The organism is Kitasatospora sp. NPDC058170, assembly GCF_042883905.1.
In the GTDB taxonomy this organism is placed as follows: Bacteria; Actinomycetota; Actinomycetes; order Streptomycetales; family Streptomycetaceae; genus Kitasatospora.
Genome location: NZ_JBHVUV010000003.1, coordinates 308803 through 333623, shown reverse-complemented (window position 1 = coordinate 333623; position 24821 = coordinate 308803). Strand labels below are relative to the sequence as shown.

General features: G+C 73.1%; 20 protein-coding genes and 1 tRNA gene. 9 read left to right on the top strand and 12 right to left on the bottom strand.

Going from position 1 to position 24821, the window contains the following annotated elements; all coding sequences use genetic code 11:
- Nucleotides 1–60: 60 nt before the first annotated feature.
- Nucleotides 61–136 (bottom strand) — tRNA-Arg (locus ACFVVX_RS06005).
- A 635-nt stretch (nucleotides 137–771) separates the two neighbouring features.
- On the opposite strand from ACFVVX_RS06005, the gene ACFVVX_RS06000 reads away from it, so the two are divergent.
- From ACFVVX_RS06000 to ACFVVX_RS05980, 5 genes are all read left to right on the top strand, one after another.
- A complete protein-coding gene (locus tag ACFVVX_RS06000; protein WP_387941859.1) occupies nucleotides 772–1359 on the top strand; it encodes a single-stranded DNA-binding protein in 588 nt (195 codons plus the stop codon).
- A 348-nt stretch (nucleotides 1360–1707) separates the two neighbouring features.
- Nucleotides 1708–3177, top strand: a complete 1470-nt coding sequence (locus ACFVVX_RS05995; RefSeq protein ID WP_387941857.1) for a Cys-Gln thioester bond-forming surface protein — start codon at nucleotides 1708–1710, stop codon at nucleotides 3175–3177.
- A gap of 325 nt (nucleotides 3178–3502) precedes the next feature.
- Entirely contained in the window at nucleotides 3503–5167 is a 1665-nt protein-coding gene (ettA, locus tag ACFVVX_RS05990; protein WP_387941855.1) for an energy-dependent translational throttle protein EttA, read from the top strand.
- 136 nt (nucleotides 5168–5303) lie between these two features.
- Nucleotides 5304–5762 (top strand): acyl-CoA thioesterase, encoded by a 459-nt coding sequence (locus ACFVVX_RS05985; protein WP_387941853.1) that lies wholly within the window; start codon nucleotides 5304–5306, stop codon nucleotides 5760–5762.
- Between the two features lie 38 nt (nucleotides 5763–5800).
- Nucleotides 5801–6493, top strand: coding sequence for a hypothetical protein (locus ACFVVX_RS05980; RefSeq protein ID WP_387941851.1), 693 nt, complete (start codon nucleotides 5801–5803; stop codon nucleotides 6491–6493).
- A gap of 46 nt (nucleotides 6494–6539) precedes the next feature.
- On the opposite strand, the gene ACFVVX_RS05975 is transcribed toward ACFVVX_RS05980, so the two are convergent.
- The 10 genes from ACFVVX_RS05975 to ACFVVX_RS05930 all read right to left on the bottom strand — a co-directional run bounded on the left by ACFVVX_RS05975 (nucleotide 6540) and on the right by ACFVVX_RS05930 (nucleotide 20069).
- Nucleotides 6540–6944: a globin gene (locus ACFVVX_RS05975; RefSeq protein ID WP_387941849.1), complete on the bottom strand. Its 405-nt coding sequence runs from the start codon at nucleotides 6942–6944 to the stop codon at nucleotides 6540–6542.
- A gap of 141 nt (nucleotides 6945–7085) precedes the next feature.
- Nucleotides 7086–8249, bottom strand: a complete 1164-nt coding sequence (locus ACFVVX_RS05970; protein ID WP_387941847.1) for an ABC transporter permease — start codon at nucleotides 8247–8249, stop codon at nucleotides 7086–7088.
- Nucleotides 8246–9163, bottom strand: coding sequence for an ABC transporter ATP-binding protein (locus ACFVVX_RS05965; RefSeq protein WP_387941845.1), 918 nt, complete (start codon nucleotides 9161–9163; stop codon nucleotides 8246–8248). Before ACFVVX_RS05965 ends, ACFVVX_RS05970 begins: the two co-directional genes overlap by 4 nt.
- A gap of 140 nt (nucleotides 9164–9303) precedes the next feature.
- Nucleotides 9304–10575: an FHA domain-containing protein gene (locus ACFVVX_RS05960; RefSeq protein ID WP_387941843.1), complete on the bottom strand. Its 1272-nt coding sequence runs from the start codon at nucleotides 10573–10575 to the stop codon at nucleotides 9304–9306.
- 70 nt (nucleotides 10576–10645) lie between these two features.
- Nucleotides 10646–12001, bottom strand: a complete 1356-nt coding sequence (locus ACFVVX_RS05955; RefSeq protein ID WP_387941841.1) for a VWA domain-containing protein — start codon at nucleotides 11999–12001, stop codon at nucleotides 10646–10648.
- Between the two features lie 154 nt (nucleotides 12002–12155).
- Entirely contained in the window at nucleotides 12156–13502 is a 1347-nt protein-coding gene (locus tag ACFVVX_RS05950) for a PP2C family protein-serine/threonine phosphatase (protein ID WP_387941839.1), read from the bottom strand.
- A gap of 2 nt (nucleotides 13503–13504) precedes the next feature.
- Nucleotides 13505–16105 carry a tetratricopeptide repeat protein gene (locus tag ACFVVX_RS05945; protein ID WP_387941837.1) on the bottom strand — a complete coding sequence of 867 codons (2601 nt, stop codon included), beginning with the start codon at nucleotides 16103–16105 and terminating at the stop codon, nucleotides 13505–13507.
- A gap of 5 nt (nucleotides 16106–16110) precedes the next feature.
- Complete coding sequence (locus ACFVVX_RS05940; RefSeq protein ID WP_387941835.1) at nucleotides 16111–17466, bottom strand: hypothetical protein; 1356 nt, start codon at nucleotides 17464–17466, stop codon at nucleotides 16111–16113.
- Nucleotides 17467–17680: 214 nt separating this feature from the next.
- Nucleotides 17681–18634: a glutamate ABC transporter substrate-binding protein gene (locus ACFVVX_RS05935; protein ID WP_387941833.1), complete on the bottom strand. Its 954-nt coding sequence runs from the start codon at nucleotides 18632–18634 to the stop codon at nucleotides 17681–17683.
- Between the two features lie 13 nt (nucleotides 18635–18647).
- Nucleotides 18648–20069, bottom strand: a complete 1422-nt coding sequence (locus ACFVVX_RS05930) for a hypothetical protein (protein ID WP_387941831.1) — start codon at nucleotides 20067–20069, stop codon at nucleotides 18648–18650.
- Nucleotides 20070–20502: 433 nt separating this feature from the next.
- On the opposite strand from ACFVVX_RS05930, the gene ACFVVX_RS05925 reads away from it, so the two are divergent.
- The 4 genes from ACFVVX_RS05925 to ACFVVX_RS05910 all read left to right on the top strand — a co-directional run bounded on the left by ACFVVX_RS05925 (nucleotide 20503) and on the right by ACFVVX_RS05910 (nucleotide 24080).
- Complete coding sequence (locus ACFVVX_RS05925; RefSeq protein ID WP_387941829.1) at nucleotides 20503–21078, top strand: nucleosidase; 576 nt, start codon at nucleotides 20503–20505, stop codon at nucleotides 21076–21078.
- A gap of 127 nt (nucleotides 21079–21205) precedes the next feature.
- A complete protein-coding gene (locus ACFVVX_RS05920; RefSeq protein ID WP_387941827.1) occupies nucleotides 21206–21724 on the top strand; it encodes a DinB family protein in 519 nt (172 codons plus the stop codon).
- Between the two features lie 109 nt (nucleotides 21725–21833).
- Nucleotides 21834–23228 (top strand): hypothetical protein, encoded by a 1395-nt coding sequence (locus ACFVVX_RS05915; RefSeq protein ID WP_387941825.1) that lies wholly within the window; start codon nucleotides 21834–21836, stop codon nucleotides 23226–23228.
- A 252-nt stretch (nucleotides 23229–23480) separates the two neighbouring features.
- Nucleotides 23481–24080 carry a TetR/AcrR family transcriptional regulator gene (locus ACFVVX_RS05910; protein ID WP_387941823.1) on the top strand — a complete coding sequence of 200 codons (600 nt, stop codon included), beginning with the start codon at nucleotides 23481–23483 and terminating at the stop codon, nucleotides 24078–24080.
- Between the two features lie 50 nt (nucleotides 24081–24130).
- Here ACFVVX_RS05910 and ACFVVX_RS05905 read toward each other — a convergent pair whose 3' ends face one another.
- Nucleotides 24131–24754, bottom strand: a complete 624-nt coding sequence (locus ACFVVX_RS05905; protein ID WP_387941821.1) for a cysteine hydrolase family protein — start codon at nucleotides 24752–24754, stop codon at nucleotides 24131–24133.
- Between the last annotated feature and the right edge of the window lie 67 nt (nucleotides 24755–24821).

The following is a 24821-nucleotide window of genomic DNA, read 5'->3' as shown; positions in this document are numbered from 1 at the left end:
ATTCGGGCGGGTGGGTGGCTCAAAGGCCCCGCCGCCGTTCTGGCCTGCGGGAATTGGGCGTGGCGCCCCCAGCAGGATTCGAACCTGCGACCTACCGCTTAGAAGGCGGGTGCTCTATCCGCTGAGCTATGGGGGCGGGACGGACGGCGCCCGGGTGGGCGTGACCGTTGCCGGGATCGGGTGACGGGCGCGTGCGGCGCCCGCTGCCCGTCCCCGTACCTGAGGGTGGGGGTGGGGGTTGGCGGACCCTCGCCCTGTCGGGGACAGGATAAGGGTGTCCAGTTCCTCGGCCGGGTGTTACAACACCGTCGCGGGTGTGTCGGCCTCGGTGGAGCGGTCCGATAATCGCAGGTGAAGGCCGTGAGTGCAGCGGTCTGGCGGTCTTCGGCGCCGGACGTTGTGCAGTCGTTACGGGGCTGCCGCCTCACCCGTTATGGATTCGGCACGGAGAAAGTGCCGTCCCCGACGCGGGTGGGGGGCCGTATTCGGGTTCGTTCGGTCGGATGACGTGGGCGGACGGCCGGGCGGCCACCCCCGGGGGTGCGGGGGCGCGGTGGGAAGCGGTCCGATTGTTGTCATGGCCTCGCAGAGTTGGGCGCAAAGTAGGCGTGAAAGGGCTGAAATTCACCCCTGTGAGTGACGTCGGTTTTCCACAAGCCGGACTTGTCCACAGGATTTCGGATCTGCCTGGTGCGGATTTCCCGGGAAGTCCACTCTCAACTCACACCGGTTGATTCCGTACGGTGCATCGGAGAGAACGGAGAGTGTTCTGTGAACGAGACCGCGGTGACGATGATCGGCAATGTCGCGACGGAGGTGAGCTACTCGGAGACGACCGGCGGGGTGCCGATGGCGAGCTTCCGGCTGGCCTCGACGGAGCGCCGCTACGACCGGGCCGCGGGCGGGTGGGTCGAGGGCGACACCCACTGGGTCTCGGTGACGGCCTGGCGGGCGCTGGCGGTCCATGTGATCGGTTCGCTGGGCAAGGGCGACCCGGTCATGGTGAGCGGCCGGCTCAAGGTGCGGGAGTGGGTCGACGGGGAGGTCCGGCGGTGCAGGGTCGAGATCGACGCCCGATCGGTCGGACACGATCTCAGTCGTGGCACCACGACCTTCAGGCGGGCGTCCCCGGGGGCGGGGGAGCCTGCGGGGGAGCCTGCGGGGGAGGTCGCGGGGTCGGCCGTGGGGTCGGTCGGAGGCGCCGTGCCGGGGTGGATCGTGGACGCCCTGGCGGTGCGCAAGGCCGTTGCGGCGGCCGCGAAGCCGGAGGCGGGGGTGTCCGGCGGAGGGGTTGACGGAGTGCCCGGCGGGGTGTCCGAGGGGGTGGGTCGAGGTGACGAACAGGGGGTCCTGATCTGACCGGCAGGTGATCTCAACTGTCGACAAATATGTTGATCGAGACGGTTGTTGTGTCCGAACGCGCAATCCCGAAACGGTTATGTGAAAGATCTGGAGTTTCTGGCTGATCGTCAGCTTGTGTGGATGATGGGAGGGTTGATAACGATACAGATACGGAATCGTCCTGATTCAGCATGGGGGTTTGCGTGCCTCTGTGGCTCAATAGGATTCGTCTGGTTCACACACGTGCAGCGGCGCCACAGGGGGCGCGCGCAATGCAAGGCGGGCTGCCATCGGCAGGGCCCGGCCCCGGAGGGATCACAGATGTTCCAGACGCAGGCGCGGAGTCTCCCCCGCATAACCACTGTCATGCTCACGACCAGCCTGGTGCTGGGCGGGAGCCTGCTCGCAGCCGGTGCGGCGGCTGCAGCTGACCAGCCGGGTGCGGGCGTCACGGCGGTGATCCAGCCGACCATGCAGAGCGAGGAGATCTCCATCGAGGGCGGTCACTCCGTCCAGGGCGGCCTGTTCACCCTCAAGACGAAGAACGGCGAGCTCCGGACGTACTGCATCGACATCGACCACCCGGTCAACATCGAGAGCGGTGTCGAGTACCAGGAGTCGGACTGGAAGTCGAGCTCGCTCGGCCGCAAGGAGAAGGCCGAGGACGCCGCCAAGATCCGCTGGATCCTGGAGAACTCCTACCCGCAGGTCACCGACCTCACGAAGCTGGCAGCCGCGGCCGGCGTCAAGGGCGAGCTCACCGCCGACGACGCCGCCGCCGGCACCCAGGCCGCGATCTGGAAGTTCTCGGACGGCAAGAACGCCACCCCGAAGGACGCCGAGGCCAAGCAGCTGCGGGACTACCTGGTCAGCGACAAGAACAAGGGCATCGCCGCCGAGCCCAAGCCCTCGCTGAGCATGACCCCGGACTCGGTGTCGGGTAAGTCGGGCGCCAAGCTCGGCCCGTTCACCGTCAACTCCAGCGCCTCCGAGGTGAAGCTGGCGGTCGCCGGCGACTCCGCCGACAAGGTGAAGCTGGTCGACAAGGACGGCAAGCCGGTCACCGGCCTGACCGGCCCGGTCGCCAAGGACACCCAGCTGTTCCTGGACGTGCCGGCCGGCACCGCGGACGGCGCCGCCACCGTGACGGCCTCGGCCGAGACCGTCGTGCCCAGCGGCCGGGTCTTCCTGAGCAAGGGCTACACCCCCGAGAAGCACAGCCAGACCATGATCCTGGCCGGCTCGACCAAGCTCAGCGTGGTCGACGAGGCCAAGGCCACCTGGAAGCAGGGCAAGGGCGCGCTGCTGGACAGCAACGCCCAGGTCGAGTGCGACGCCAACGGCGTCCGGGTCAACGTCGCCAACGGCGGCGACGAGGCGGCCAACGTCACGGTGAAGCCGGGCAAGACGGTCACCGTCCAGCCGGGCAAGATCGAGACCCTCGTGGTGCCGGTCGCCGAGGACACCGCCTACGACATCACCGTCACCGGCCCGAACGGCTTCAGCAAGGAGTTCAAGGGCATCCTGGACTGCAAGGTCACCAGCGTGACCACGCCGACCACCAGCCCGTCGGCGACCACCCCGGCCCCGACCCGCACCCCGTCGGCCTCGCCGACCGTCACGGCCACGCCGTCCGCGACCGCCACCACCACGGCCGCCCACCCGGCTCCGGTCGCGAGCAGCCCGGCCCCGGGCGCCACGGGCGGCCTGGCCGCCACCGGTGGTAACGACGCCACCCCGATGATCGCCGCCGTCGCCGGTGGCCTGGTCGTGGCCGGTGGCGCCGCGGTCTTCGTCCTGCGCCGCCGCGGCCGCCACGGTCGCACCACCGCCTGAGGCCCACGGGCCTGAAGCAGTGAGGTCCTGAAGCACCGCCGGCCCGGCTCCCCGCATCCGCTGCGGGGAGCCGGGCCGTTGCACGTCCTGGCGGCTCCGACCCCGCTGCCGCCTGTCCCGCCGCCCTGCCCACCGCCTTGCCCTGCCGCCCCGATCCGCCGCCCGTGCCGCCCGGGCGGCGGGCCCGGCGGCTCGGCCGCCCGCCGCCGCGGCCCGGCCGGATACCCCGCTGGGGCAACCGCACCGTTCGGGACTCATGGCCGGGTGCGGCACAATGGAAGGCTGCAAGCCGAATTACTCCCCGACGACGCCGGAGCGATCTCACGTGGCGGAATACATCTACACGATGCGCAAGGTGCGCAAGGCGCATGGCGACAAGGTCATCCTTGACGACGTGACGCTCAGCTTCCTTCCCGGAGCGAAGATCGGCGTCCTCGGTCCCAACGGCGCCGGTAAGTCGACTGTGCTCAAGATGATGGCCGGTCTGGAGCAGCCCTCCAACGGCGACGCCTTCCTCTCGCCCGGTTACACCGTCGGCATGCTGCTCCAGGAGCCGCCGCTCGACGAGACCAAGACCGTCCTGGAGAACGTCGAGGACGGCGTCCGGGAGGTCAAGGGGAAGCTCGACCGCTTCAACGAGATCGCCGAGCTGATGGCCACCGACTACTCGGACGCCCTGCTGGACGAGATGGGCAAGCTCCAGGAGGAGCTGGACCACGCGAACGCCTGGGACCTCGAGGCGCAGCTGGAGCAGGCCATGGACGCCCTGGGCTGCCCGCCCGGCGACTGGGCCGTGACCAAGCTCTCCGGTGGCGAGAAGCGCCGCGTGGCGCTCTGCAAGCTGCTGCTGGAGGCCCCCGACCTGCTGCTGCTCGACGAGCCCACCAACCACCTGGACGCCGAGTCGGTGAACTGGCTGGAGCAGCACCTGGCCAAGTACGCCGGCACCGTCGTCGCCGTCACCCACGACCGGTACTTCCTGGACAACGTGGCCGGCTGGATCCTGGAGCTCGACCGCGGCCGCGCCATCGGCTACGAGGGCAACTACTCCACGTACCTGGAGAGCAAGCAGTCGCGCCTCAAGGTCGAGGGCCAGAAGGACGCCAAGCGCGCCAAGCGGCTCCGCGAGGAGCTGGAGTGGGTCCGCTCCAACGCCAAGGGCCGGCAGGTGAAGTCCAAGGCACGTCTCGCCCGTTACGAGGAGATGGCGGCCGAGGCCGACAAGATGCGGAAGCTGGACTTCGAGGAGATCCAGATCCCGCCGGGCCCGCGTCTGGGCAGCATCGTCGTCGAGGTGGAGAACCTCAACAAGGCCTTCGGCGAGAAGGTCCTGATCGACGACCTGAGCTTCACCCTGCCGCGCAACGGCATCGTCGGCATCATCGGCCCCAACGGCGCCGGCAAGACCACCCTGTTCAAGATGCTCCAGGACATGGAGACGCCGGACTCGGGCAAGGTCAAGATCGGCGAGACGGTCAAGATCAGCTACGTCGACCAGAGCCGCGCCAACATCGACCCGAAGAAGACGCTCTGGGAGGTCGTCTCCGACGGGCTGGACTGGATCAACGTCGGCCAGGTCGAGATGCCGTCCCGCGCCTACGTGTCCGCCTTCGGCTTCAAGGGCCCGGACCAGCAGAAGCCGGCCGGCGTGCTCTCCGGCGGTGAGCGCAACCGCCTGAACCTGGCGCTCACCCTCAAGCAGGGCGGCAACCTGCTGCTCCTCGACGAGCCGACCAACGACCTCGACGTCGAGACCCTCTCCTCGCTGGAGAACGCGCTGCTGGAGTTCCCCGGCTGCGCCGTGGTCATCTCCCACGACCGCTGGTTCCTGGACCGGGTGGCCACCCACATCCTCGCCTACGAGGGCGAGAGCAAGTGGTTCTGGTTCGAGGGCAACTTCGAGTCGTACGAGAAGAACAAGATCGAGCGGCTGGGCGCGGACGCCGCCCGTCCGCACCGGGCCACCTACAAGAAGCTGACCCGGGGCTGAGCATCGGTCGGCCCGCCGCGCCCGGGACACCCGGGCGTAACAACGGCCCGGCAGACTGCCCTCCGGGGCGGTCTGCCGGGCCGCGGCCCGTCGCCCGTAGGCTACTGACGGGTCAACAAGGTTGAGGAGAACACCCGTGGCACGCCACATCTACGCCTGCCCGCTGCGCTGGTCCGACATGGACGCGTTCGGACACGTCAACAACGTGGTCTTCCTGCGCTACCTGGAGGAGGCCCGGATTGACTTCATGTTCACCCAGGCCGCCGCCGCCGGGGCGGGGGAGTTCGCGGGTGGCTCGGTGGTGGCCCGCCACGAGATCGACTACAAGCGCCCGCTGGTGCACCGGCCCGAGCCGGTCACCATCGAGACCTGGGTGACCAGGATCGGCGGAGCCTCGCTGACGGTCTCGTACGAGATCAAGGACACCGCCGAGGACGGCACCGAGACGGTGTACGTCCGGGCGTCCACCGTGGTCGTCCCCTATGACCTCGCCGAGGGCCGGCCGCGCCGGATCAGCCCGGTGGAGCGGGACTTCCTCAGCCGCTTCATGGACGGGCACAGCCTCGACCAGGAGCCGGCCGTAGCCGTCGCCTGAACCCTGACAGTCCCACGGATGCGAGCTGAAGCGCGTTGATGACGAGTACCGCCCCCCTCGCCCTTGCCGACGCCGGGGAGGCCGACGACCTGGCCGCCTTCCTGGTGCGCCTGCTGCGCTTCGACCGGGCGGCCGCGGTGCGGCTGCAGGCCGTTCCCGCGGAGCAGGGGGCCGGGGTGCTGGCGGTCTTCGGACGGCTGCCGCTGGGCGGTTCGGGCGCGCTGGCGGTCCGCACCGTGCGGCTGGCCGGGCTCGACGCCGCGGCCGACCTCACCGTCTCGGCGGGCCAGCTCCTCGACGGCGTCGACGCCGCGGCCGACACCGTCACCCTGCCCGCGCCGGTGACCGGCCCGGCCTGGGCCGGGCTGCTGCCGCCGCGGACCGGCTGGCGGCTGCTCGGCGAACCGCCCGTCCTCCAGGTCTACCCCGAACTGATGGCCGGGGTGGGGGAGTTCCGCGAGCGCAGCGAGGCCGTCCCGGAGCACCACCGCACCCGCGCCGTGCTGGACGCGCTCGCCGACGAGATCTGGTCCCGGCCGCTGACGGCCATGCCCGAACTGCCGCTGCGCGCCGCGCACGCCGCGTACGTGATCGGCTTCCTCAAGCCGGGCGCGCCGCTGACCGTGCACAAGGTGGGCGGCTGGCTGCGGTTGAGCGCCCCGGCCGGTTCGGTCGCCGTCCGGACGGCGGCGGCGCCCGGCGCGGGGCTGGGGCTCAGCCCGATCCGCTAGGCCGCGCTGATCCGCCAAGATCGACCGGACAGGACCTGGGCCGTGATCAGCCCTCGGTGTTGACCATCGAGGCGGCGGCGTACGTCAGGTAGTCCCAGAGCTGGCGCTCGGCGTCGGCCGGCAGGGCCAGCTCGTCCACCCCCGCGCGCATGTGCTTCAGCCAGGCGTCGTGCGCCGCGCGGTCCACCTTGAACGGCACGTGCCGCATCCGCAGCCGCGGGTGGCCGCGCTGCTCGCTGTAGGTGCGCGGGCCGCCCCAGTACTGCATCAGGAACAGCACGAGGCGCTCCTCGGCGGGCCCGAGGTCCTCCTCCGGGTACATCGGCCGCAGCAACTCGTCCTCGGCCACGCCCTGGTAGAACCGGTGCACCAGCCGCCGGAAGGTCGGCTCCCCGCCGACCTGGTCGAAGAAGGTCTCCTCGCTGAGCGTGCCACGCCGGATCTCTTTCACCCGACCATGGTCGCAGACGCCGACGGGGCCGTACACCGGGACTTCCGGTGTACGACCCCGTGCGGGTTCAGGCGGTGCCGGCCGCTACGCGGCAGGCGGTGGAGACGGTGGAGGCGGTGGCGCGACGGGCGGTGCCGACGGCTACGCGTCCTCCCAGCGGAAGAACCGCCAGGAGATCGCGGTGATCACGGCGGCGAAGCCCAGCAGCACGCCCATGGCCGGCAGCGCGTCCGTCACGCCGCCGCCCCGGGAGAGGACCGACTGGGCGGCGGTCACCAGGTGCTTCAGCGGCAGCACCTCGGAGAAGGCCTTCAGCCAGCCGGGCATGCCGTCGGACGGGAAGAACGCGCCGGACAGGAACGACATCGGCAGCACGATGATCTGCGAGATGCCGTTGGCCGCCTCCTCGGTCTTGGCCAGCGACCCGGCCAGCAGGCCGATCGACATGAAGGCGATGGTCGCGCAGATCACCAACGGGATGATCAGCCACCAGTCGCCGCTGAGTTTCAGGCCGAAGAACGGCAGGGTGGCGACCGAGAGGAAGACGGCCGTCTGGACCAGCGCCGTCAGGACCGAGACGGCGATCCGCGAGGCCACGATCGACCCGGCGCTGACCGGGGCCAGCCGCAGCCGCCGCAGCACCTTCTTCTGCCGCCAGGAGACCAGGGTCAGCGAGGCGCTGAACACCGCGCCGGTGGCCACCGCCCAGCCGAGCAGGCCGGGGGTGAGGAACTGGATCGGCTTGAGCGAGTTGTCCTCGACCTGGGCGGAGTCCAGCACGAAGGCCGGGGGCTTGCTGCTGGCGGTCTGGTTGGCCTGCTGGACCACCGAGTTGACGATGCCCTGGACGGAGCCGGCCCGGACCTGGTCGGCGGCGCTGAAGCGCAGCTCCACCTTGCCGTCCGGGCCCTCCTTGATCATCGCGTCCAGGTCGCCCTTGCGGACCTTCTCCAGCGCGGCGGCCTCGTCGTCGCCCTTGCTGATGGTCAGGACCTTCTCCAGCTGGGCCCGGCCGTCGCCCTGCACCGAGTCCAGGATCTGGACCGCGCCGACCTGGGCGACCTTGGCGTGCGGGCTGGTGGCGCCCTTGAGCAGGGTGCCCAGCAGCAGCAGGAACATCAGCGGGAAGAGGAGGACGAAGAAGACGGCGGCGCGGTCGCGGATGAAGGCGACGATCATCACCCGGGAGAGGCTCGCGAAGGCGCTGACCCGCTCGTGCTCCGGCTGCCCGTCGGGCGCGGCGGGGGTGTTCGGCTTGCGCTGGGCCGGAACGGCCGGGGCCTGCTGGGTGCGCTCGGCGGTCATGCGCGGTACTCCCGTCCGGTGAGCTGGAGGAAGACGTCCTCCAGGGTGGCGCCGCGCACTTCGAGCCCGCGCAGCGCGTTGTGCTCGGCCAGTACGGAGAGCACGGGGGCCGGGAGCCGGGTGGAGACGGAGAGCGAGACACCGTCGTCCTCGATCGAGGCGAGCTCGGCGCCGGCCGCGGTGAGCAGCTCGCGGGCGCGGTCGAGGGTCAGCAGGCCGGACTCCACGCTGACCCGGACGGTGTCGTCGATCTCCCGGACGAGTGCGGCCGGGGCGCCGGTCCGCAGGATCCGGCCGTGGTCCATCACCGAGACGCGGTCGCAGAGCACCTCCGCCTCGTCCAGGTAATGGGTGGTCAGGACGACCGTGCGGCCCTCGGAGTTGATGTCCCGCAGCAGGTCCCAGAGGTTGCGGCGGGCCTGCGGGTCGAGGCCGGTGGTGGGCTCGTCCAGGAAGACGAGCTCCGGGTCGTGGGCCAGGGCGCAGGCGATGGACAGGCGCTGGGCCTGACCGCCCGACATCTTGTCGGTCATCACGCCGGCCGACTCGGCCAGGCCGACCCGGTCCAGCATCGCGTCGGCGCGCTTGGCGCCGACGCCGTAGAAGGAGGCGAAGGTGCGGATGGTCTCGCGCGCCGTCAGCTTGTTGAAGAAGGCCGAGGCCTGGAACTGGACGCCGATGCGCGGCAGCAGCTTCGCGTTGCGCGGCCAGGGAGCCATCCCCAGCAGCTCGATGTGGCCCTCGTCCGGCTTGCGGATCCCTTCCAGGATCTCCAGTGTGGTGGTCTTCCCGGCGCCGTTGGGCCCCAGGATCCCGTAAAATTCGCCGGCCTCGACGGTCAGTGACACCCCGTCGACGGCCTGCACGTCCCCGTACCGCTGACGGATTCCGTCGGCGGATATAGCTGCAGTCATGTGCCCTGAGCGTACGGGTCCGCCGAGCTCACCGGCAGCCTCGGTGCATATCTTTTGAAGATCATTTTACTTCGGAGCGGGAACAGCGGAGGAGCCGAAGGGGCCGGGCTGGCGGCCCCCTCGACTCCTCGCGGTCCGGCTCAGGCGCGGTGCAGGGTGATGGTGGTCCACGCGCCGACGTGGATCCGGTCACCGTCGTTCAGCGGGATCGCGGTGTGCGGGGTGATCGGCTCGGCGCCGCCGTTCACCGTGGTGCCGTTGGTGGAGTCCTGGTCGACCAGCACCCAGCTGCCGTCGGCCTGTTCGGCGAGCAGTGCGTGCTGGTGCGAGGCGCCCGGGTCCTCCGGTGCCACCGACAGGTCGATCTCCGGCACGGTGCCCCGGTGCTGGCTGCGCCGGCCGATCCGCAGCTGGCCGCGCCCGGTGATCGGGATGCGCCGCTCGGGGCAGTACGGCGGGAAGAACAGGCCCGCCGCCTCCGGGCCGCTGCGGGCCATCATGTCGGTGAAGTAGTCGCGGTCGGCCGCGATCACCGCGATCCAGTTGGTCCGGACCGGCTCCGGCGGGGCCTGGTGGCCCTGCTGGTGGCCCGGTTGCTGGACCTGCTGGTGGGCGGCCTGGTGTCCGGGCTGGTGTCCGGGCTGCGGGACCGGCGGGGCCAGGTTGAAGGAGGTGCCGAACTCCTCACCGCGCCCGGTCGGACCGGGCTGGGCGTAGACCGGGCCGGAGTCCTCGCGCGGCGGCTGCTCCTGGTACGGCGGGCCGGGTGCCGGGGCCGGCGCGGGCGGCGGGTAGCCGTAGCCGGACGGCGCGCCGCCGGGGCCGGCCTGCGCCTGCTGCGGGTGCGGCTGCTGCGCGGCCTGCGGGTGGCCCTGTTGCGTCTGCGGGTGGGCCTGCGGCGGGGCCGACTGGGGGCCGCCGTACGCCGCCGGGATGTTGAGCGGTGCCGGCGCCTGCGGCTGCGCGTGGCCGGCCGCGGGGGCCGCGTGCTGGCGGCGCGAGGGCGCGGACAGCTCGTAGTCGTACCCGCACTCCTCGCAGAACCGGCCGGTCTGCGGGCTGCGGCAGATCGGGCAGACGACCAGGCCCTCGGTGAGGTCCGGGAAGCCCTGCGGCGCCTGCGGGGCGGCACCGGGCGCGCCCGGCCCGCCGAACGGGTCGCCGCCGTGCCCGGGGTGGCCGTGCTGCCCGGGGTACCCGGGCTGGCCGCCGAGCCCCTCGGGCGCACCGGGCGTGCCGTACGCCCCCGGGGCGCCGGGAGCGCCGTGGGCACCGGGCCCGCCGTGGCCGCCCGGAACCCCCGGGAGCGTGCCGGGAGGCGGCGGGATCGGCGACGGCGGTGTCATCGGGAAGCCGCAGAAGTCGCACCAGTCCTCGGCCTGCGACTCATGGCCCCTCGGGCAGATCGGCATCAGGTCCCCCCTCTATTCCAGCCAGCTTGGGGCAGCGTCCGGCCGGGCACGGCAGTTGTCCGGGGCCCGGTCACTTCTTCACACGTACGGTCTTGGTCGACCGGGTCTCGAGGGTCATCGAGTCGGCCTCGCTCACGTTCCTACGGAACCGAACCGTACCCTCCTTCGGGTCGACGACGTCGACCACCTTCTGCAGCAGCTTGAACGTGCCGTCGTTGCCGGTCGCGTGGGCGATCCGGACGGCGGCGCCGAGCTTCGCGGTGGCGCGGTCCACGTCCCCCGCCCGGTGCGCCTCCAGGCCCTCCTGGATGGACGAGGCCAGCTCCGCCTGCCCGGTGTAGTGGGCGACCTGCGGGCTGATCCGGGTGGAGGAGGCCAGGTCGTCCGTCCAGACCGCCTTGACCAGGCCCTGGGTCAGCACCTCGGGTGCCCCCGCGGCGGTGGTGGCGGGCAGCACCAGGCTGATCCGGGCGGCGAGCATCTCGTTGCCGACGGCGGCGGCCGGGACCTCCACGCAGACGTGGTAGTCGCGGCTCTCGTCGCCCCAGGAGCCGGTGGGGTAGTCGCCGGCCCGCGGACCGGCCTCGGCGCGGCGGCCGGTGAGGTCCTCCACCGCGGGGGCGACCTGCTTGACGAACTTGACCACCGCGTTGGCCGGCGTCCAGATCCGCAGCGCGACGTCGGCGACCTGCTTGCCCATCGCGTCGGCCATCATCGAACGGAAGTCCTCGGCCAGGCCGGACGGTTCGGCGACGATGTCGACGGTGCCGAGCAGCGCGGAGGAGATCTTCCGCAGCTCGTCCACCCGCCAGTCGGTGCCGACACCGCGGCAGTCGGCGGTGAAGTGGCCGGAGGCCCGCTCGATGGCGCGGTCCAGGTCGGCCGCGTTCTCGTGCTCGTTGTTGCCGTCGGTGAGCAGGATGGCGTGCCGGATGGCGATGTCGCGGCGGGTCAGGAAGAGCTTGTCGGCCTTGGCCAGCCAGGTGCCCATGGCGGTGCCGCCGGCCGCGCTGAGGCGGCGCAGCGACTCCTTGGCCTGGGCGCGGGTGGCGTCCGAGGCGACCGCGAGGGTGCCGTCGCCGGGGTAGATGTCCCGGGCCTCGTGGGTGCCGGCCACCACGGCGAAGGCGACCCCGTCGCGGACGGTGTCGATCGCGGCGGCGGTGGCCTCCCGGGCGCCGCGCATCTTGCTGGCCGGGTAGTCCATCGAGCCGGAGCAGTCGACCATGATCACCACGGCGGCGTCCTGGGCGCCCGCGTCCTGCGCGGAGTCGGACACCCCCAGCGGACGGCCGCCGGAGGTGCCGCCGCCGGTCGCGGTGACGGTGACGATGGCGTTCACCTCGCGGGCGCCGTCCGCGAGGAACTCGTTCTGGAAGATGTCCACGTCGAACCTGGGCAGGTTCGGCTTCGCCAGTGTTGCCATGGGCCGGTGGCTCCCGTCGGGTGGTCGGTAGGTACGAGCGGTCGGTGGGCGGCGCGCTTCGGTCGGCGGTCGGCCGGGCGGCCGGTCGGTCAGGTCTGCGGTTCGGCGGATCGGCTCTGTGGATCGGGGCGGCGGTTCGGCGGCGGCGGTTCGGTCAGCGGGCCGGCGGCTGCGGGGGCCGCGGGGGCACCGGGGGCGCCGGGGGCGCCGCGGGCGGGGCCGGGGGCAGCGGCGCGGCGGCCGAGCCGATCACCGGCAGGTCCGGCAGGGTCGGCGCGTGGTCCTCGTCCTCGTCCTGGTACCCGGCGGCCCCGAGCACCGGGAGGTCGAGCGCGGTCGCGGTCCGGGCGTCGTCGGCCCCGTCCGCCCCGCCCGGCGCGGCCGGCGGGTCGATCGGCAGCACGGCGACGGTGATGTTGTCGTGCCCGCCGGCCGCGACCGCGAACTTCACCAGGGTCTGCGCCGCCGCGAGCGGTTCGGTCCGGGCGTCGGCCCGCACGTAGTACGCCAGGTCGGTGGCGGCCTCGGCGTAGTTCCACAGGCCGTCGGTGCAGACCAGCAGGACCCCGGGGACGTGCGGGGTGAAGTCCAGGGTGTGCGGGACGACCTCCTCGGCGTCCGCGCCGAGCCAGCCGGTGATGGCGTGGGCGCGCGGGTCCGCGTACGCCTCGGCCTCGCCCATCAGTCCGGCCTCGACCATCCGGGCGGCCCAGGAGTCGTCCTGGGTGAGCCGGAACGGCTCGGCGGACACCCGGTCGTCCGGGATCCAGTACGCCCGGGTGTCGCCGACCCAGCCGATGGTGACCCGGCCGCCGGAAGCTATCGCGCTGACGAAGGTGCAGGCGGGCGCGTTGAGGTCGGGCCGGGAGGGCCCGGCGCCGGTGCCGGCCAGCCGGGCCACCGCGAGGGCGGCGTCGGCCACCGCCTGACGCATCGCCGGCTCGGGGTCGCGGCCCGCCTCCAGGGCGGACAGCAGCGACTCGGACGCGGCGTCGACCGCGGTCTCGGAGGCCTGGTCGGGCCGGTCCGAGGAGGAGACCCCGTCGCAGACCACGGCCACCACGACCGGCTCGCCGCCGGGCAGCGAGGTGGCGGCGACGGTGAAGGAGTCCTCGTTGCGGTGGTGGCGAACACCGCGGTCGCTGACCCCGGCGACGCCCGCCAGGGACTTCTCCATGTGGTCGCGGGGCCGCGGCTGCGCGTGACCGCAGGCCTCGCAGTAGCCGTCGGCGGTGACCAGCTGCACCCCGCAGTGGACGCAGGCGGGTCCGCCCGGCGCCCCGGCGGACTGGGCGGGGACGGTCGCCGGGTGGCCCGCGCCGGAGCCGGCGGGGCCCCGGGCCGCGGAGCCCTGGCCGGCCGGCCCCTGGGCGGCGGACCAGCTCGCGGGCATCGCGCCCGGGGCCGGGCGGCCGTCCCGGCTCGACCCGCAGAAGCCGCAGTACACGTCCTCCGGGTCCAGCGGCTTGGAACAGCTCGGGCACACGGTCTGCTGCGGCATTGCTACACCCACGTCCTGGGGCGGGCACGGTTGGCCCGCTCCACCATCTCGATCCTGGTCTCGGCCCGGTCGGCCAACCGGGCGAGTACCCGGTAGGACTGCTCCAACGCGAGCCGTAGTTCCCGCTCGACGGCGGGCCGTCCGAGCACGCTGACCACGCCGGTCGTGCGGGCCAGGCCGGTCTCGCCGGGCGAACCGGCCGTCACCCAGCCGAGCGCCGCGCCGAGCACCTCGACGGAGAGCTCCTCGCGGCGGCGGTCGTCCAGGCGCAGCGTGGTGAGCTGCTCGGAGCCGGCGCCGAGGTCGGCGCCGAGCGGGTCGGTGGAGGGCCGTTCGCGCAGCCTGGCCCGGATGGCGGCGATCCGGGCGGCGGTGAACTGGCTGGAGGTGGCGGGCACCGACTCCAGGACCCGGACGGCGCCGGACCGGTCGCCGTCGGCGAGGAGCACCCGGGCCAGGCCGAAGGCGGCGCTGAGGTAGGCCTGGTCGGTGGTCCACACCAGGCGGTAGAGCTCGGTCGCGTCGGCGCCGTCGCCGAGCAGCTCGGCGCAGATGGCGAGGGCGAGCTTCGGGGCGCTCTCGCCGGGGAAGGCGTCGTAGACGGCGTCGAACGCCTCGGCGGCGGCGCGCAGCTTCTCCTCGGCGGGGTCGCCGCCCTGCGGCTTGGCGGGCGCGTCGACCAGGGCGGCGAGGCCGCGGTACCAGACCACCCGCCAGTCGTCCGGGTGGTCCTTCTCCAGCGCGGTCAGGGTCCGGTCGGCGTCGGCCCGGGCGCGGAGTTCGAGGTGGGCGCGCAGTTCGCGCAGCCGGCGCTCGACGGAGTCGGCCGGTGCGCCGGCCAGCGCGGCGAGGGCCTCCGCCGGGTCGGCGGCGAGCAGGGTGGCCAGGAAGCCCGCGTTCGGGTCGGCCGGGTCGACCCGGGGGACGGGCAGGGCCAGGGCGGCGGCCACCGGGTCCAGGCCGGCCACCCGCAGCGTGCCGCGCTGGGTCGTCGGGAGGACCAGTTCGGTGTCGACGACGCGCAGTTCCGGGCCGAAGAGGGTGGAGAGGGCGGGCCGGGGCTGCCGGTCCTGGAGCGCCAGCACCTCGCGCAGCACGCCGGTGAGCTGGTCGGCCATCTCCTCGGCGGAGCCGAAGCGGCGGGCCGGGTCCGGGTCGGTGGCGCGGACCAGGAAGCGGTAGTACGACTCGAACTCGGCGAAGGCCGGGACCGACTCCGGCCCGGGCAGGGTGTCGCGGTAGGTGGTGCTGTAGCCCTGGAAGTCGAAGGTCAGCACCGCCAGGGTGCGGGCCACGGTGTAGAGGTCGGAGGCGGGGGAGGGGCCGTCGGTGGCGATCTCCGGGGCCTGGTAGCCGATGGTGCCGTAGATCGGCCCGTCGTCGTCGAGGTGGCGGACGGCGCCCATGTCGATGACCTTGAGCGTGTCCCCGCTCTGGATCACGTTGTCGATCTTGAAGTCGCAGTAGATCAGGCCCCGGCTGTGCAGGTACCCGAGGGCGGGCAGCGCCTCCAGCGCGTACGCGATCGCCTGCTCGACCGGCAGCGGCTCGCGCCGGCCGTCCGGGGTGCGGCGCTCGTTGGCGATGTCCTTGAGCGACTTGCCGCCGACGTACTCCATCACGATGTAGCCGTCGGTGGCGCCGGTGCGCAGGTCCGGGTGCTCGGCGAAGTTGATGATGCGGACGATGTTCGGGTGGTCCACCTCGGCGAGGAAGCGGCGCTCGGCGACGGCGACCGCGAGCGCGTCCTCGTCCCCGGTGTCCAGCAGGCCCTTCAGCACCACCCACTTGTCGTTGACCCGCCGGTCCACCGCCAGGTAGATCCAGCCGAGCCCGCCGTGCGCCAGGCAGCCCACCACCTCGTACTGCCCGCCGACCAGGTCCCCCCGGCGCAGCTTGGGCGTGAACGAGTACGGCGTACCGCACTTGGTGCAGAAGCCGTCCGGGCGCCCGGGGGTGTCGTTCTTCGACCGGCCCACCGGGGCTTCGCACTTGGAGCAGTACCGCTTGCGCTCCGGCACCTCCGGGTTGGCCAGGACGGCCGCCGCCGGGTCCGCCGCGGGGACGGTCGGGACGGTCACCAGGCCGGCGCCGATGCGGTTGCGGGTGCCCGCGGTGGCGCTGCCCCGGCTGCTGCGCACGGACACCGAACGGCCGCTGCCGGTCCGGGTGGAGCGGTGCGAGCGGGAGCGGCCGGACATCGTGCGGGCGGAGCCGGTGCGGGTCGAGCGCGCCGAGTCCGGGGAGACCCGGGCGGAGGGCACCCACGGCTGGGTGATGCCGGTGTCGCCGCCGGGCGCGGTGAGGCCGCACTCGTCGCAGTAGCCGTCCGCGTCGATCGTGCCGGTGCAGTCGCGCGGACACGGCGAGCCGGGGGCCACCGCGACCGCGGCGGCCTTGGCCTTCCCCGACGCCGACGCCGACGCCTTGCCCGACGCCGAAGTCCCGCCCGAGGTGGTGGCCTTGCCCGAGGTGGTGGCCTCGGCGGATGTGGTGCTGCCGGCGGGCGCCGAGCCCGCCGGTGCCAGTCCGCAGTCGGTGCAGTAGCCGTCCGCGTCGATCGTCCCGCCGGTGCAGTCCGGCTGTACGCATGCCTCGCCCATGGTCCTCAGCCCCCCAGTCCGTGTTCCAGTGCCTGTCCGTCCACCGGCCCGCCGCCGGACGGCCCGCTCTGCGCGGGCCGCAGCGACTGCTGGAAGCGGGCCACCGCGCCGGCCGCCGCCCGCAGGTCGCAGGGCGCGCTCCAGAGCAGCCAGCGGGCCTTCTCGTACCGTTCGAGTACTTCCGGGTCCTCGGCGACCCGCAGCCGGGCGGCCATCGCCTTGTACGCGTCCAGCCGCCCGCGCAGTTCGGCCCGGACGGCCAGCGGCTGGGTCACCTCGGTCAGCGCCTGCCGGGCCCGGGCCAGCTCCTTGGCGGCCGCGTCCTCCAGCGCGTCCAGCAGCGGCGCCAGCCGGTACCACTGGCCGCTCTGGCGCAACTCCAGGGCCACCACGATCCGTTCGCGCAGTGCCGAGGCGGGTCCTGGCACCGCAGGCACCTCGGTCGCGGCTATCTTCGCCAGCACCTCGCCGCGCGCCCGGCGGGCCTCCGCCAGGGTGGCGTCGGCCCGTTGCAGCAGGTCGCCGACGCCCTGCAGCCGCTCCTCGGCGTCGTCGCGCAGCCGCAGCATGCTCTCCAGCTCCAGCCGGATGCCGTCCAGCGCCCGCCCGGCCCGGTTGAAGCGCTCGGTGTCGACCACCCCGGAGGGCGTGGCCAGCGCGGTGCCGTCCGGTCGGGTGCCGCGCTGGGCGGGCACCCTGGCCGGGCGCCAGAGGGCCAGCGGGTCGCTGCGCACCTCGTCGCGCAGCTCGTTGAGGTCGGTGTCCAGCCCGACCAGGTCGTCGCCGAGCGGGTGGGCGCCCTCGCGCACGCCCAGCGAGGCGGCCAGGGTCCGGACCCGGTGCAGCTCGGCCAGCAGCAGGTCGATCCGGGCGGGCAGCGCCGACCAGACGGCGTCGGCGGCGCTCACCACCTCCAGCACGGTGGCGTACCAGGCGTTCATCCGGGTCATCAGGTCGTCCAGGCTGACCCGTTCGACCAGTTTGGCGGGCGCGCCGAGCAGCTGCGGGCCGTCCGGCAGGGCGCCGCCGGGCACGGTGACGGCGGGGCCGGTCAGCAGCTCGCTCAGCTCGGCGAGTTCGGGGCCGCCGGGCTTGGCCTTGCGGGCGCGTACGGCCCGGGCCGAGGCCAGCGCCTCCGAGTAGCGGTCGAACAGCGCCCAGAGCAGCGGCAGGCCCTGCCCGGCGACGGTCCAGCGCTCCTCGGTGCGGCCGGTCAGTCCGGCGCCGTCGAGCAGCCGCAGCCCGGGGTGGTCCTGGAGCGAGAGCAGCGCGGACTCGACCGCGTCGCGCTCCGCGCCGAGGCGCGCCAACGCGCGGTCCACCTCCTCCCGGCTCAGTACCGGGCCAGCAGATGCCGCCAACGCCGTCTCCCCTTCTCTGTCCTGCCGCTTTTGCCGTCGTCCTGCTGTCGTCCTGCCGTCGTCCTGCGTCGACTGCCGCGGTCCGGGTCGACCCGGACCGACCCTAGCGGGTGCCCGACAGCCCGGACCGGCCCGGCCGTCACAGGCCCGTCACAGGTCCGTCAGGGGCGCGCGCCCGTCGGGGCGCGCACCGCGGCGTCCGCCGGCCGGCCGGTCAGGGCTGCACCGGCCAGTAGTGGTCGGCGTCGTTCAGCATGTACGGCTTGAGCCAGCGGTCGTAGCCCGCCCGCCAGGCGCCGCTCGCGTAGTAGTCGGCGAGCACCTTGTTCACCCGGGCCGTCAGATCGGTGTCGTTCTTGCGCATCGCGATGCCGATGACGGCCGGTCGGACCTCGCCGTCCACCACCCGGACGGTCTGGTCCTGGGCCGCCTGGCTGGCCGCGAGCCCGTCGTCGGTCATGGTCGCGTCGATCTTGCCGAGCTGCATCAGCACCAGGCAGTCCAAATGGTTCTCCACCGTGACGATCTTCCCGACCTTCGGCCGGATCTTCAGCTCGTCCTCCGCCGAGGAGCTCGACGCGGCGCAGACGGTCTTGCCGTCCACCGCCTCGTCGATGGTCCTGGCGGGGGAGGACCTGGGCACCACGACCCGCTGGCTGGTGGTGAAGTACGGCTTGGAGAAGGCGACCTGCTCCAGCCGGGCGCAGGTGATGGTCATGGTCCGGACGATCAGGTCGACCCGGCCCTCCTGGATGAACTTGATCCGCTCGGCGGTCGGCACCGCCTTGAGGGTCACCTTCTCCGGGTCGCCCATGATCGCGGTGCCGATCGCCTTGGCGACGTCGATGTCGAAGCCCTCGATGGCGCCGGTGTTCGGGTTGCGCGCCCCCCAGCGGAAGCTGTTCTGGTCGACGCCGATCACCAGGCTGCGCTTGGCCTTGATCGCCTTGACGGCCGGGCCGTCCTCGGTGCCCGGCGGCACGCTCCGGTAGACGTCGCAGTCGGCCTGTTCCTGGCGCGGTGCCTGAAGTGCCTGTGCCGCCTGTCCGGGCGCGGCCGCGGGCAGGGCGGCGCCCTGCGGGCTGCCGGCGCCGAGCACCGCCGCGCAGGACGCCAGCAGTGCCACGGCGGCCGCCGAACGGGCCCGTACGGTTCCCTTGCGCATCATGCTTCCTCCCCCTCTACCGGTACTCGGCCAGGCGCCGGCCGAGGCCGCGCACCGCCGCGGCGGCGGCCACCAGGGCCAGCACCGCGACCGCCGCGGCGGCGGTGCGCAGGTCCCCGTCGGTGCCCTTCGCCGCGTCCTGGAACTTCTTCAGCTCGATGTCGGCGGCCGTCGCCAGCTGCCGGTCCGTCGCGTCGAAGGAGGCGTCGGCGGTCTTCGGCACGTCCGCCCCCCTGACCGTCACGGTGGCGTCCAGCGCGCCCTGGTAGTCCGCGTCGACGTTCTCCAGCTTGCTCGCGGCCTGGTGCCGGTCGCGCCACTCCTGGTACCGCCGCTGGGCTTCCTCGATCCGGGGCCGCGCCTCGGGCGGCGCCAGCAGCAGCGCCTGCGGCAGCGTGCCGCCGGGTGCGCGGCCGGCCGGAGCGTCGGTGACGGACAGGTGCTCGGTGGTCTTCGCCCACAGGTCCGCGTACTTGGTGCTGGACCCGCGCGCGACGAAGTGCAGGTTCTCCGCGAGACGGGCGGTCAGGACGTCCACCCGGGCCTGGTTGAGCGCCCGCAGCGGGGCCGCGCCCCGGCTCTCGCTGTCCTGCAGCGCGCCGCGCGCGCCGAGCCCGGCCACCGTCAGCCAGAGCACCCCGGCCAGCACGGCGGCCGTCGCGCCCAGCAGTCCGATGTTGAACACCCGGTTGGTGCGCCGGAACAGCCCCAGCTGCACCCAGACCAGCGCGGCCAGCGTCAGCACGCCCAGCCCGTAGGCCGCCCACGGCACCGCCTCGGCCGCGGCGTAGTCGTCCGCCAGCGCCTGGTTCTCGGCGGCGGTCAGCTGCGCGGCGGCCGGCAGCAGCACGGTGCGCATCTGCTCGGAGGCGTACCGCAGGTAGGCGCCGCCGAGCGGGTAGCCCTGCCGATTGTCCGCCCGCGCGCCCTCCACCAGCCCGGCGTAGACCGGTACCTGCTGGTTGAGGGTCGCGAGCCAGCCCTGGGCGGGGGAGGAGGCGGTGGTGCGCGCCGCCGCCTCGGCGATCAGCCGGGAGGCCGTCGCGAGGTCCGTCTCGTACCGCTGCCGGACCTCCTTCGGCTCGGCGCCCGCGAGCAGGAAGCCGGTGGCCGCGGTGGTGTCCGCGTCGGCGAGGGAGCGGTGGATGTCGGCGGCCGCCTGGCTCAGCGGCTGGCTGTACTCGACCACCTGCTGAGCCGCCTGCGCCCGGGAGTTGACCTGCCAGGCGGTGAGCGTGCCGAATGCCACGGTGAGCACCGCGAGCAGCGCCCCGGCCAGCCGCAGCCGCCCTGGCGCGGTCCGTCCGGCCCGGGTCAGGCGGGCGCGCAGTCCGGCCGCCCCGGTGACCGCCGCGCCGCCGTGCCGGACCGCGGCCGGGCCGCCGCGCCGTGCCGGCACCGCCGTGCCCGACCCCTCCGTACGTACTGGTGTCGCCACCCGCCTCACCCTCCCCTGTGGCCGTCCCGTCATCCGGGCCCGGCCGTTGCCAGCAGTATGGCCGTCACTCCCTGCGGCCACACCCGAGTTGCGCCGATCTTGAGCATTCGTGAGCGGGGCCAGCCGCCGTCCCGTGCCGTACCGGGCCGTCCCCCGCCGTCCCCGCCGTGCAGTGCCGTGCCGTGTCGCGCTGTTCCGTGCCGTGCTGAGCCGTTCTACGGTGCCGTGCGGTGTCGCGCTGTTCCGTGCCGCGCCGTCCCTGTGCCGAGCGGTCCCGCCGGCCGCCGTCGCGGTCCGCCGCCCGGCCGGGCGCGCGGGCGACGACCGGGTCGACGCGGATTGCACCCTATGCGGTTCCCCCGACAGGTCGGAGCCGCGGGGTCCGCTTGTGTGCATCCCGGGCATCCGGGGTGTGCTCCGTACCATGGGCGGTATGCGACTGCTTGGAACGATCTCCGCCGACCGCCCGCTGCTCGTCGTCGCCGTCCGGGAGGAGGCGGCGTACCTCGGCGAGGAACTGCCGGTCCTGCTCACCGGCATCGGCAAGATCAACGCGGCGGCCGCACTGGCCACCGTCCTGGCAGGCGACCGGCACCCGTCCGAGGTGGTCAACCTCGGTACCGCCGGCGCGCTGCGCCCGGGCTGGGCCGGCACCCACACCGTCACCCAGGTGATCCAGCACGACATCGACACCCCCGCGCTGTTCGAGCTCACCGGACGCACGTACGGCGCGCCGTTGGTCGTCGGCAAGGGTGACGGCCCGGTGCTGGCCACCGGTGACCTCTTCGTCTCCGACGCGGCCGCCCGCGACCGCCTCGCCGAGCACGCCGACCTGGTCGACATGGAGGGCTACGCCGTCGCCGCCGTCGCCCACCGGGCCGGGCTGCCCGTCCGCCTGGTCAAGCACGTCAGCGACGAGGCCGGTGACGGCGCCGGGCACACCTGGCGCGAGTCGGTCGACGACTGTGCCCGCCACCTCGCCGACTGGCTCCGCGACCAGAAGTGGTGACGCGCCGCCAGATGTCGGCGGCCTGACCGGTTCCGCCGCGCTCCGGGGGCGGTCAGAACCGCAGGCGCACAGGCGCACAGGCGCAAAGCCGTGCAGGCCGTCGGACGCACGGCCTAGGCTGGCACGCATGACCGACAGCACCGAAGCGCGCAGGCGCAGCGACGTCCGCCCGCCCGGGATCAACGCCGACGAGCAGACCACGCTGCTGACCTTCCTCGACTACCTGCGCGAGGCCGTCATCGGCAAGCTCGCCGACCTCTCCGACGAGGAGGCCGGGCGGCCGGGCGTCGCGTCCGGCACCAGCCTGCTCTGGCTGGTCCGGCATCTCACCGCCGTCGAACTGAACTGGTTCCTCTGGGCCTACCAGGGCGAGGACGTCGACCTGTGGGACGACGACGCGCCCTCGACCGGCGGCGAGACGGTCCGGGAGTCGGTCACCGCCTACCGCGCGGCGATCGCCCGCGCCAACGAGGTCGCCGCCGCCGCGGCCGGCGCTCTCGACCGCCCGGGTGTCCGCTCGCTGCGCCCCAACGCCGAAGCGCCGTCGATGCGTTGGCTGCTGGTCCACATGATCGAGGAGACCGGCCGGCACGCCGGCCACGCCGACATCATCCGTGAGCAGCTGGACGGTGCCGTCGGCCGTTAGCGGGCCCTGCCGGACAGGCCGCTGACGGTGGATGGAATACTCCCCCGCGCAGAACCCGAGCCGTCACGACGGAGTCGGGCGTTCATTTCACAGGGGGAACCAAACGTTCATGTCTACGTCGCGTAGAACCAAGCGCCGTGCCCGCGCCGTCCTCGGGGCGTCCGCGCTCGCGCTGACCGTGCTCGCCACCACTTCGGCCTGCGGGCCGGACAACAGCTCGGCCGACACCGCCAACGCCGTCGGCGCCGCGGCCGCCGCCCTGCCGACCAACCTCGACGACCTGAAGAAGTGGAGCTTCGAGGACTGGGAGAAGTGGGCGAAGGACTACGCCATCCCGGCCGCCGCCAAGGGCTACTGGGACCTGGAGAAGCTCCTCAGCGCCAAGCCGGTCGAGGTCGCCGCGCCGCCGCAGAAGCCGGGCGGCCAGCCGCCGGCGACCCAGGCCCCGGGCACCCAGGCCCCGGCGAGCAAGCCGCCGGCCGGGCAGCCGTCGGCGCCCGTCAAGCCGTCGAACACCCAGCAGCCGGCCTCCCAGGCGCCGTCCCAGGCGCCCTCGCAGAAGCCGTCGCAGGCTCCGGCCTCCCAGCCGCCCGCCACCCAGCCGCCCGCCACCCAGGCCCCGGCGAGCCAGGCCCCGGCCACGCAGGCCCCGGCGACCCCGGCTCCCAAGCAGCCCGGTGACAACGGCAACGACCCGCTGCCCAGCACCATCAACGCGCAGGCCGTGCCGCACCCGTACACCAAGTTCGGGTGGGAGGGGAAGCTCTTCTTCGACGACCCGGGCACCCAGCCCGGCAAGACCGGCGGCTCGCGCCACGTGTGCTCCGGCACGGTCGTGTCCGACCCCGCGCACCCCGGTAAGAGCAACCTGGTCTGGACGGCCGGCCACTGCGTCCACCAGGGCAAGGGCGGCGCCTTCTACGCCAACTTCGAGTTCATCCCGAACTTCAACAGCAACGGCTCCGTGAGCGGCCGCAAGCAGGCCGAGCAGTCGCAGTACGCGCCGTTCGGCCAGTGGAACGGCGTGCAGGCCTTCACCTCCCCGGTGTGGAAGGCCGAGGGCGGCGAGACGGGCTCGCCCGCCACGCACTACGACTTCGCCCTGCTGCGGGTGAAGCCGGAGACCGACGGCGGCAAGTCGCTGGAGGAGACGGTCGGCGGCGCGATCCAGCCCTGGTTCAACGCCCCGCGCGAGCAGCTGAGCATCACCGAGTACGGCTACCCGGCGGCGCCCCCGTTCGACGGCATGGAGCTGAACCGCTGCGAGAGCGGCAAGCCGACCCGGCTCTCCTTCGAGCCGAGCCGTCCGTCGATGCTCGCCATCGGCTGCACCATGACGGGCGGTTCCAGCGGCGGCGGCTGGCTGACCACCAAGGACGGCAAGCCCGCGCTGGTCAGCAACGTCTCGATCGGCCAGCACGACCAGGAGCCGCGCTTCCAGGCCGGTCCGTACCTGGACGACGTGGCGGCCGGCATGTACAACTTCGCCACCAAGAAGGGCTGACCGCCCCTCGCCCGACGGCGGCCCCGCACCTGCTCGCAGGGTGCGGGGCCGCCGCGTTGTCGGCGCGACTCCCGAACGGCTCCGGGCGCCTCCGGGCATCCCTGATCATCAGTCACCGACTCAACCGGGCAGCAGGGTTGAATCCGGGTGCGCCGCCGGTCTTGTCCGATGTGGTGCCACTTTCTAGAATAGATTTTCAGTTACCGGTACCGCTACGATCTGCCGCCATGACGTCGACGAAGCGACCCGGCCATGGCCGCTAAACAGCAGCGGGGCGAAGTCACCGTGGAGCGCCTGCTGACCGGCGCACTGCAGGTGTACGCCGAATCGGGCCGGCAGGGGTTCACCGTCAGCGCGGTCGCCACGGCCAGCGGGGTCAGCCTCGGCAGCCTGTACCACCACTTCGGCAGCTTCGACGGCCTCGCCGCCGCCCTCTACACCCGGTGCCTGGAGCGGCTCTTCGACGAGATGATCGCCTCGGTGCGCCGGACCAGGACCGCCCGCACCGCCGTGCGCGCCCTGGTCCAGGCCTACCTGCGCTTCACCCGGGAGCACCCCGACGCCGCGCTCTTCCTGCACGCCTCCGCCAACTCCGGCTACCTCGCCGCCCACACCGAGGAGATCCGGGACGCCAGGGCGGCCAAACTGGGCAGTCTGGCGGCCCTGCTGCGTCCGCGAATCGAGTCCGGGGAGATCGCACCCGTCCCCGAGCCGCTGCTGGAGGTCCTGCTGCTCGGACCGGTCGCCGAGACGGCCCGCCGCTGGCTGTCCGGCGGGTACGACATCGACCTCGCCGAGGCCTCCCGGGTGCTGCCCGAGCGGATCTGGCGGGCCCTGCGCCCGGAGGGGTGACCGGGCCGGGGCACGCCGGAGCCGATCGGCTGCCCGGTCCGGCGGTCCGTTCAGGACGCGCCGACCACCGCGGGCCGGTCGGCCCGGGCCGCGGCCAGCACGTCCCCGGTGGTGACCACCTTGGCGAACCGCATCGCGTGCAGCACCGTGCCCGTGGCCCGGGCGAGTTCGGCCGCCGGCACGGTCACCCCGTCGGGGCCGGTCATGTCGAAGGTGTGCATCGCGTCGGTGGGGAACACCGTGTCGTACCCGAGGTTGCCCGCCATCCGCGCGGTGGTCTCGTTGCACACGTTTGTCATGATCCCGATAATCACCACCTGCCGCGCACCCCGCTGCTGCAGCCAGGCGTGCAGGTCGGGCGTGCCGTAGAAGGCGCTGTTCACCGGCTTGGTGATGTGCAGGTCCGCGGCGACGCCGGCCACCGCGTCCTTCAGCTCGTACCCCGGCGTCCCCGGCACCAGCGGCCCGGCCTGGGAGGCGTGCTGCACCACCACGATCGGGCGGCCGGTGGCCTGCCAGGCGTCGGTCAGCTCGGCGATCCGCAGCTCGGCCTCGGGGTTGTCCCGGGTGCCCCAGAACGCGTAGTCCTCGAAGCCCTTCTGGACGTCGATCACGACGAGGACGGCGTCGGCGTCGATGGTCAGCGGGGCGTCGAATGCACTGGTGTTGGTCATGGCTCCATCCTGTGGCGCACGGCGGGCCGCCCGTGATGGGTCCCGGCGCCACCCATCGATAGATTTC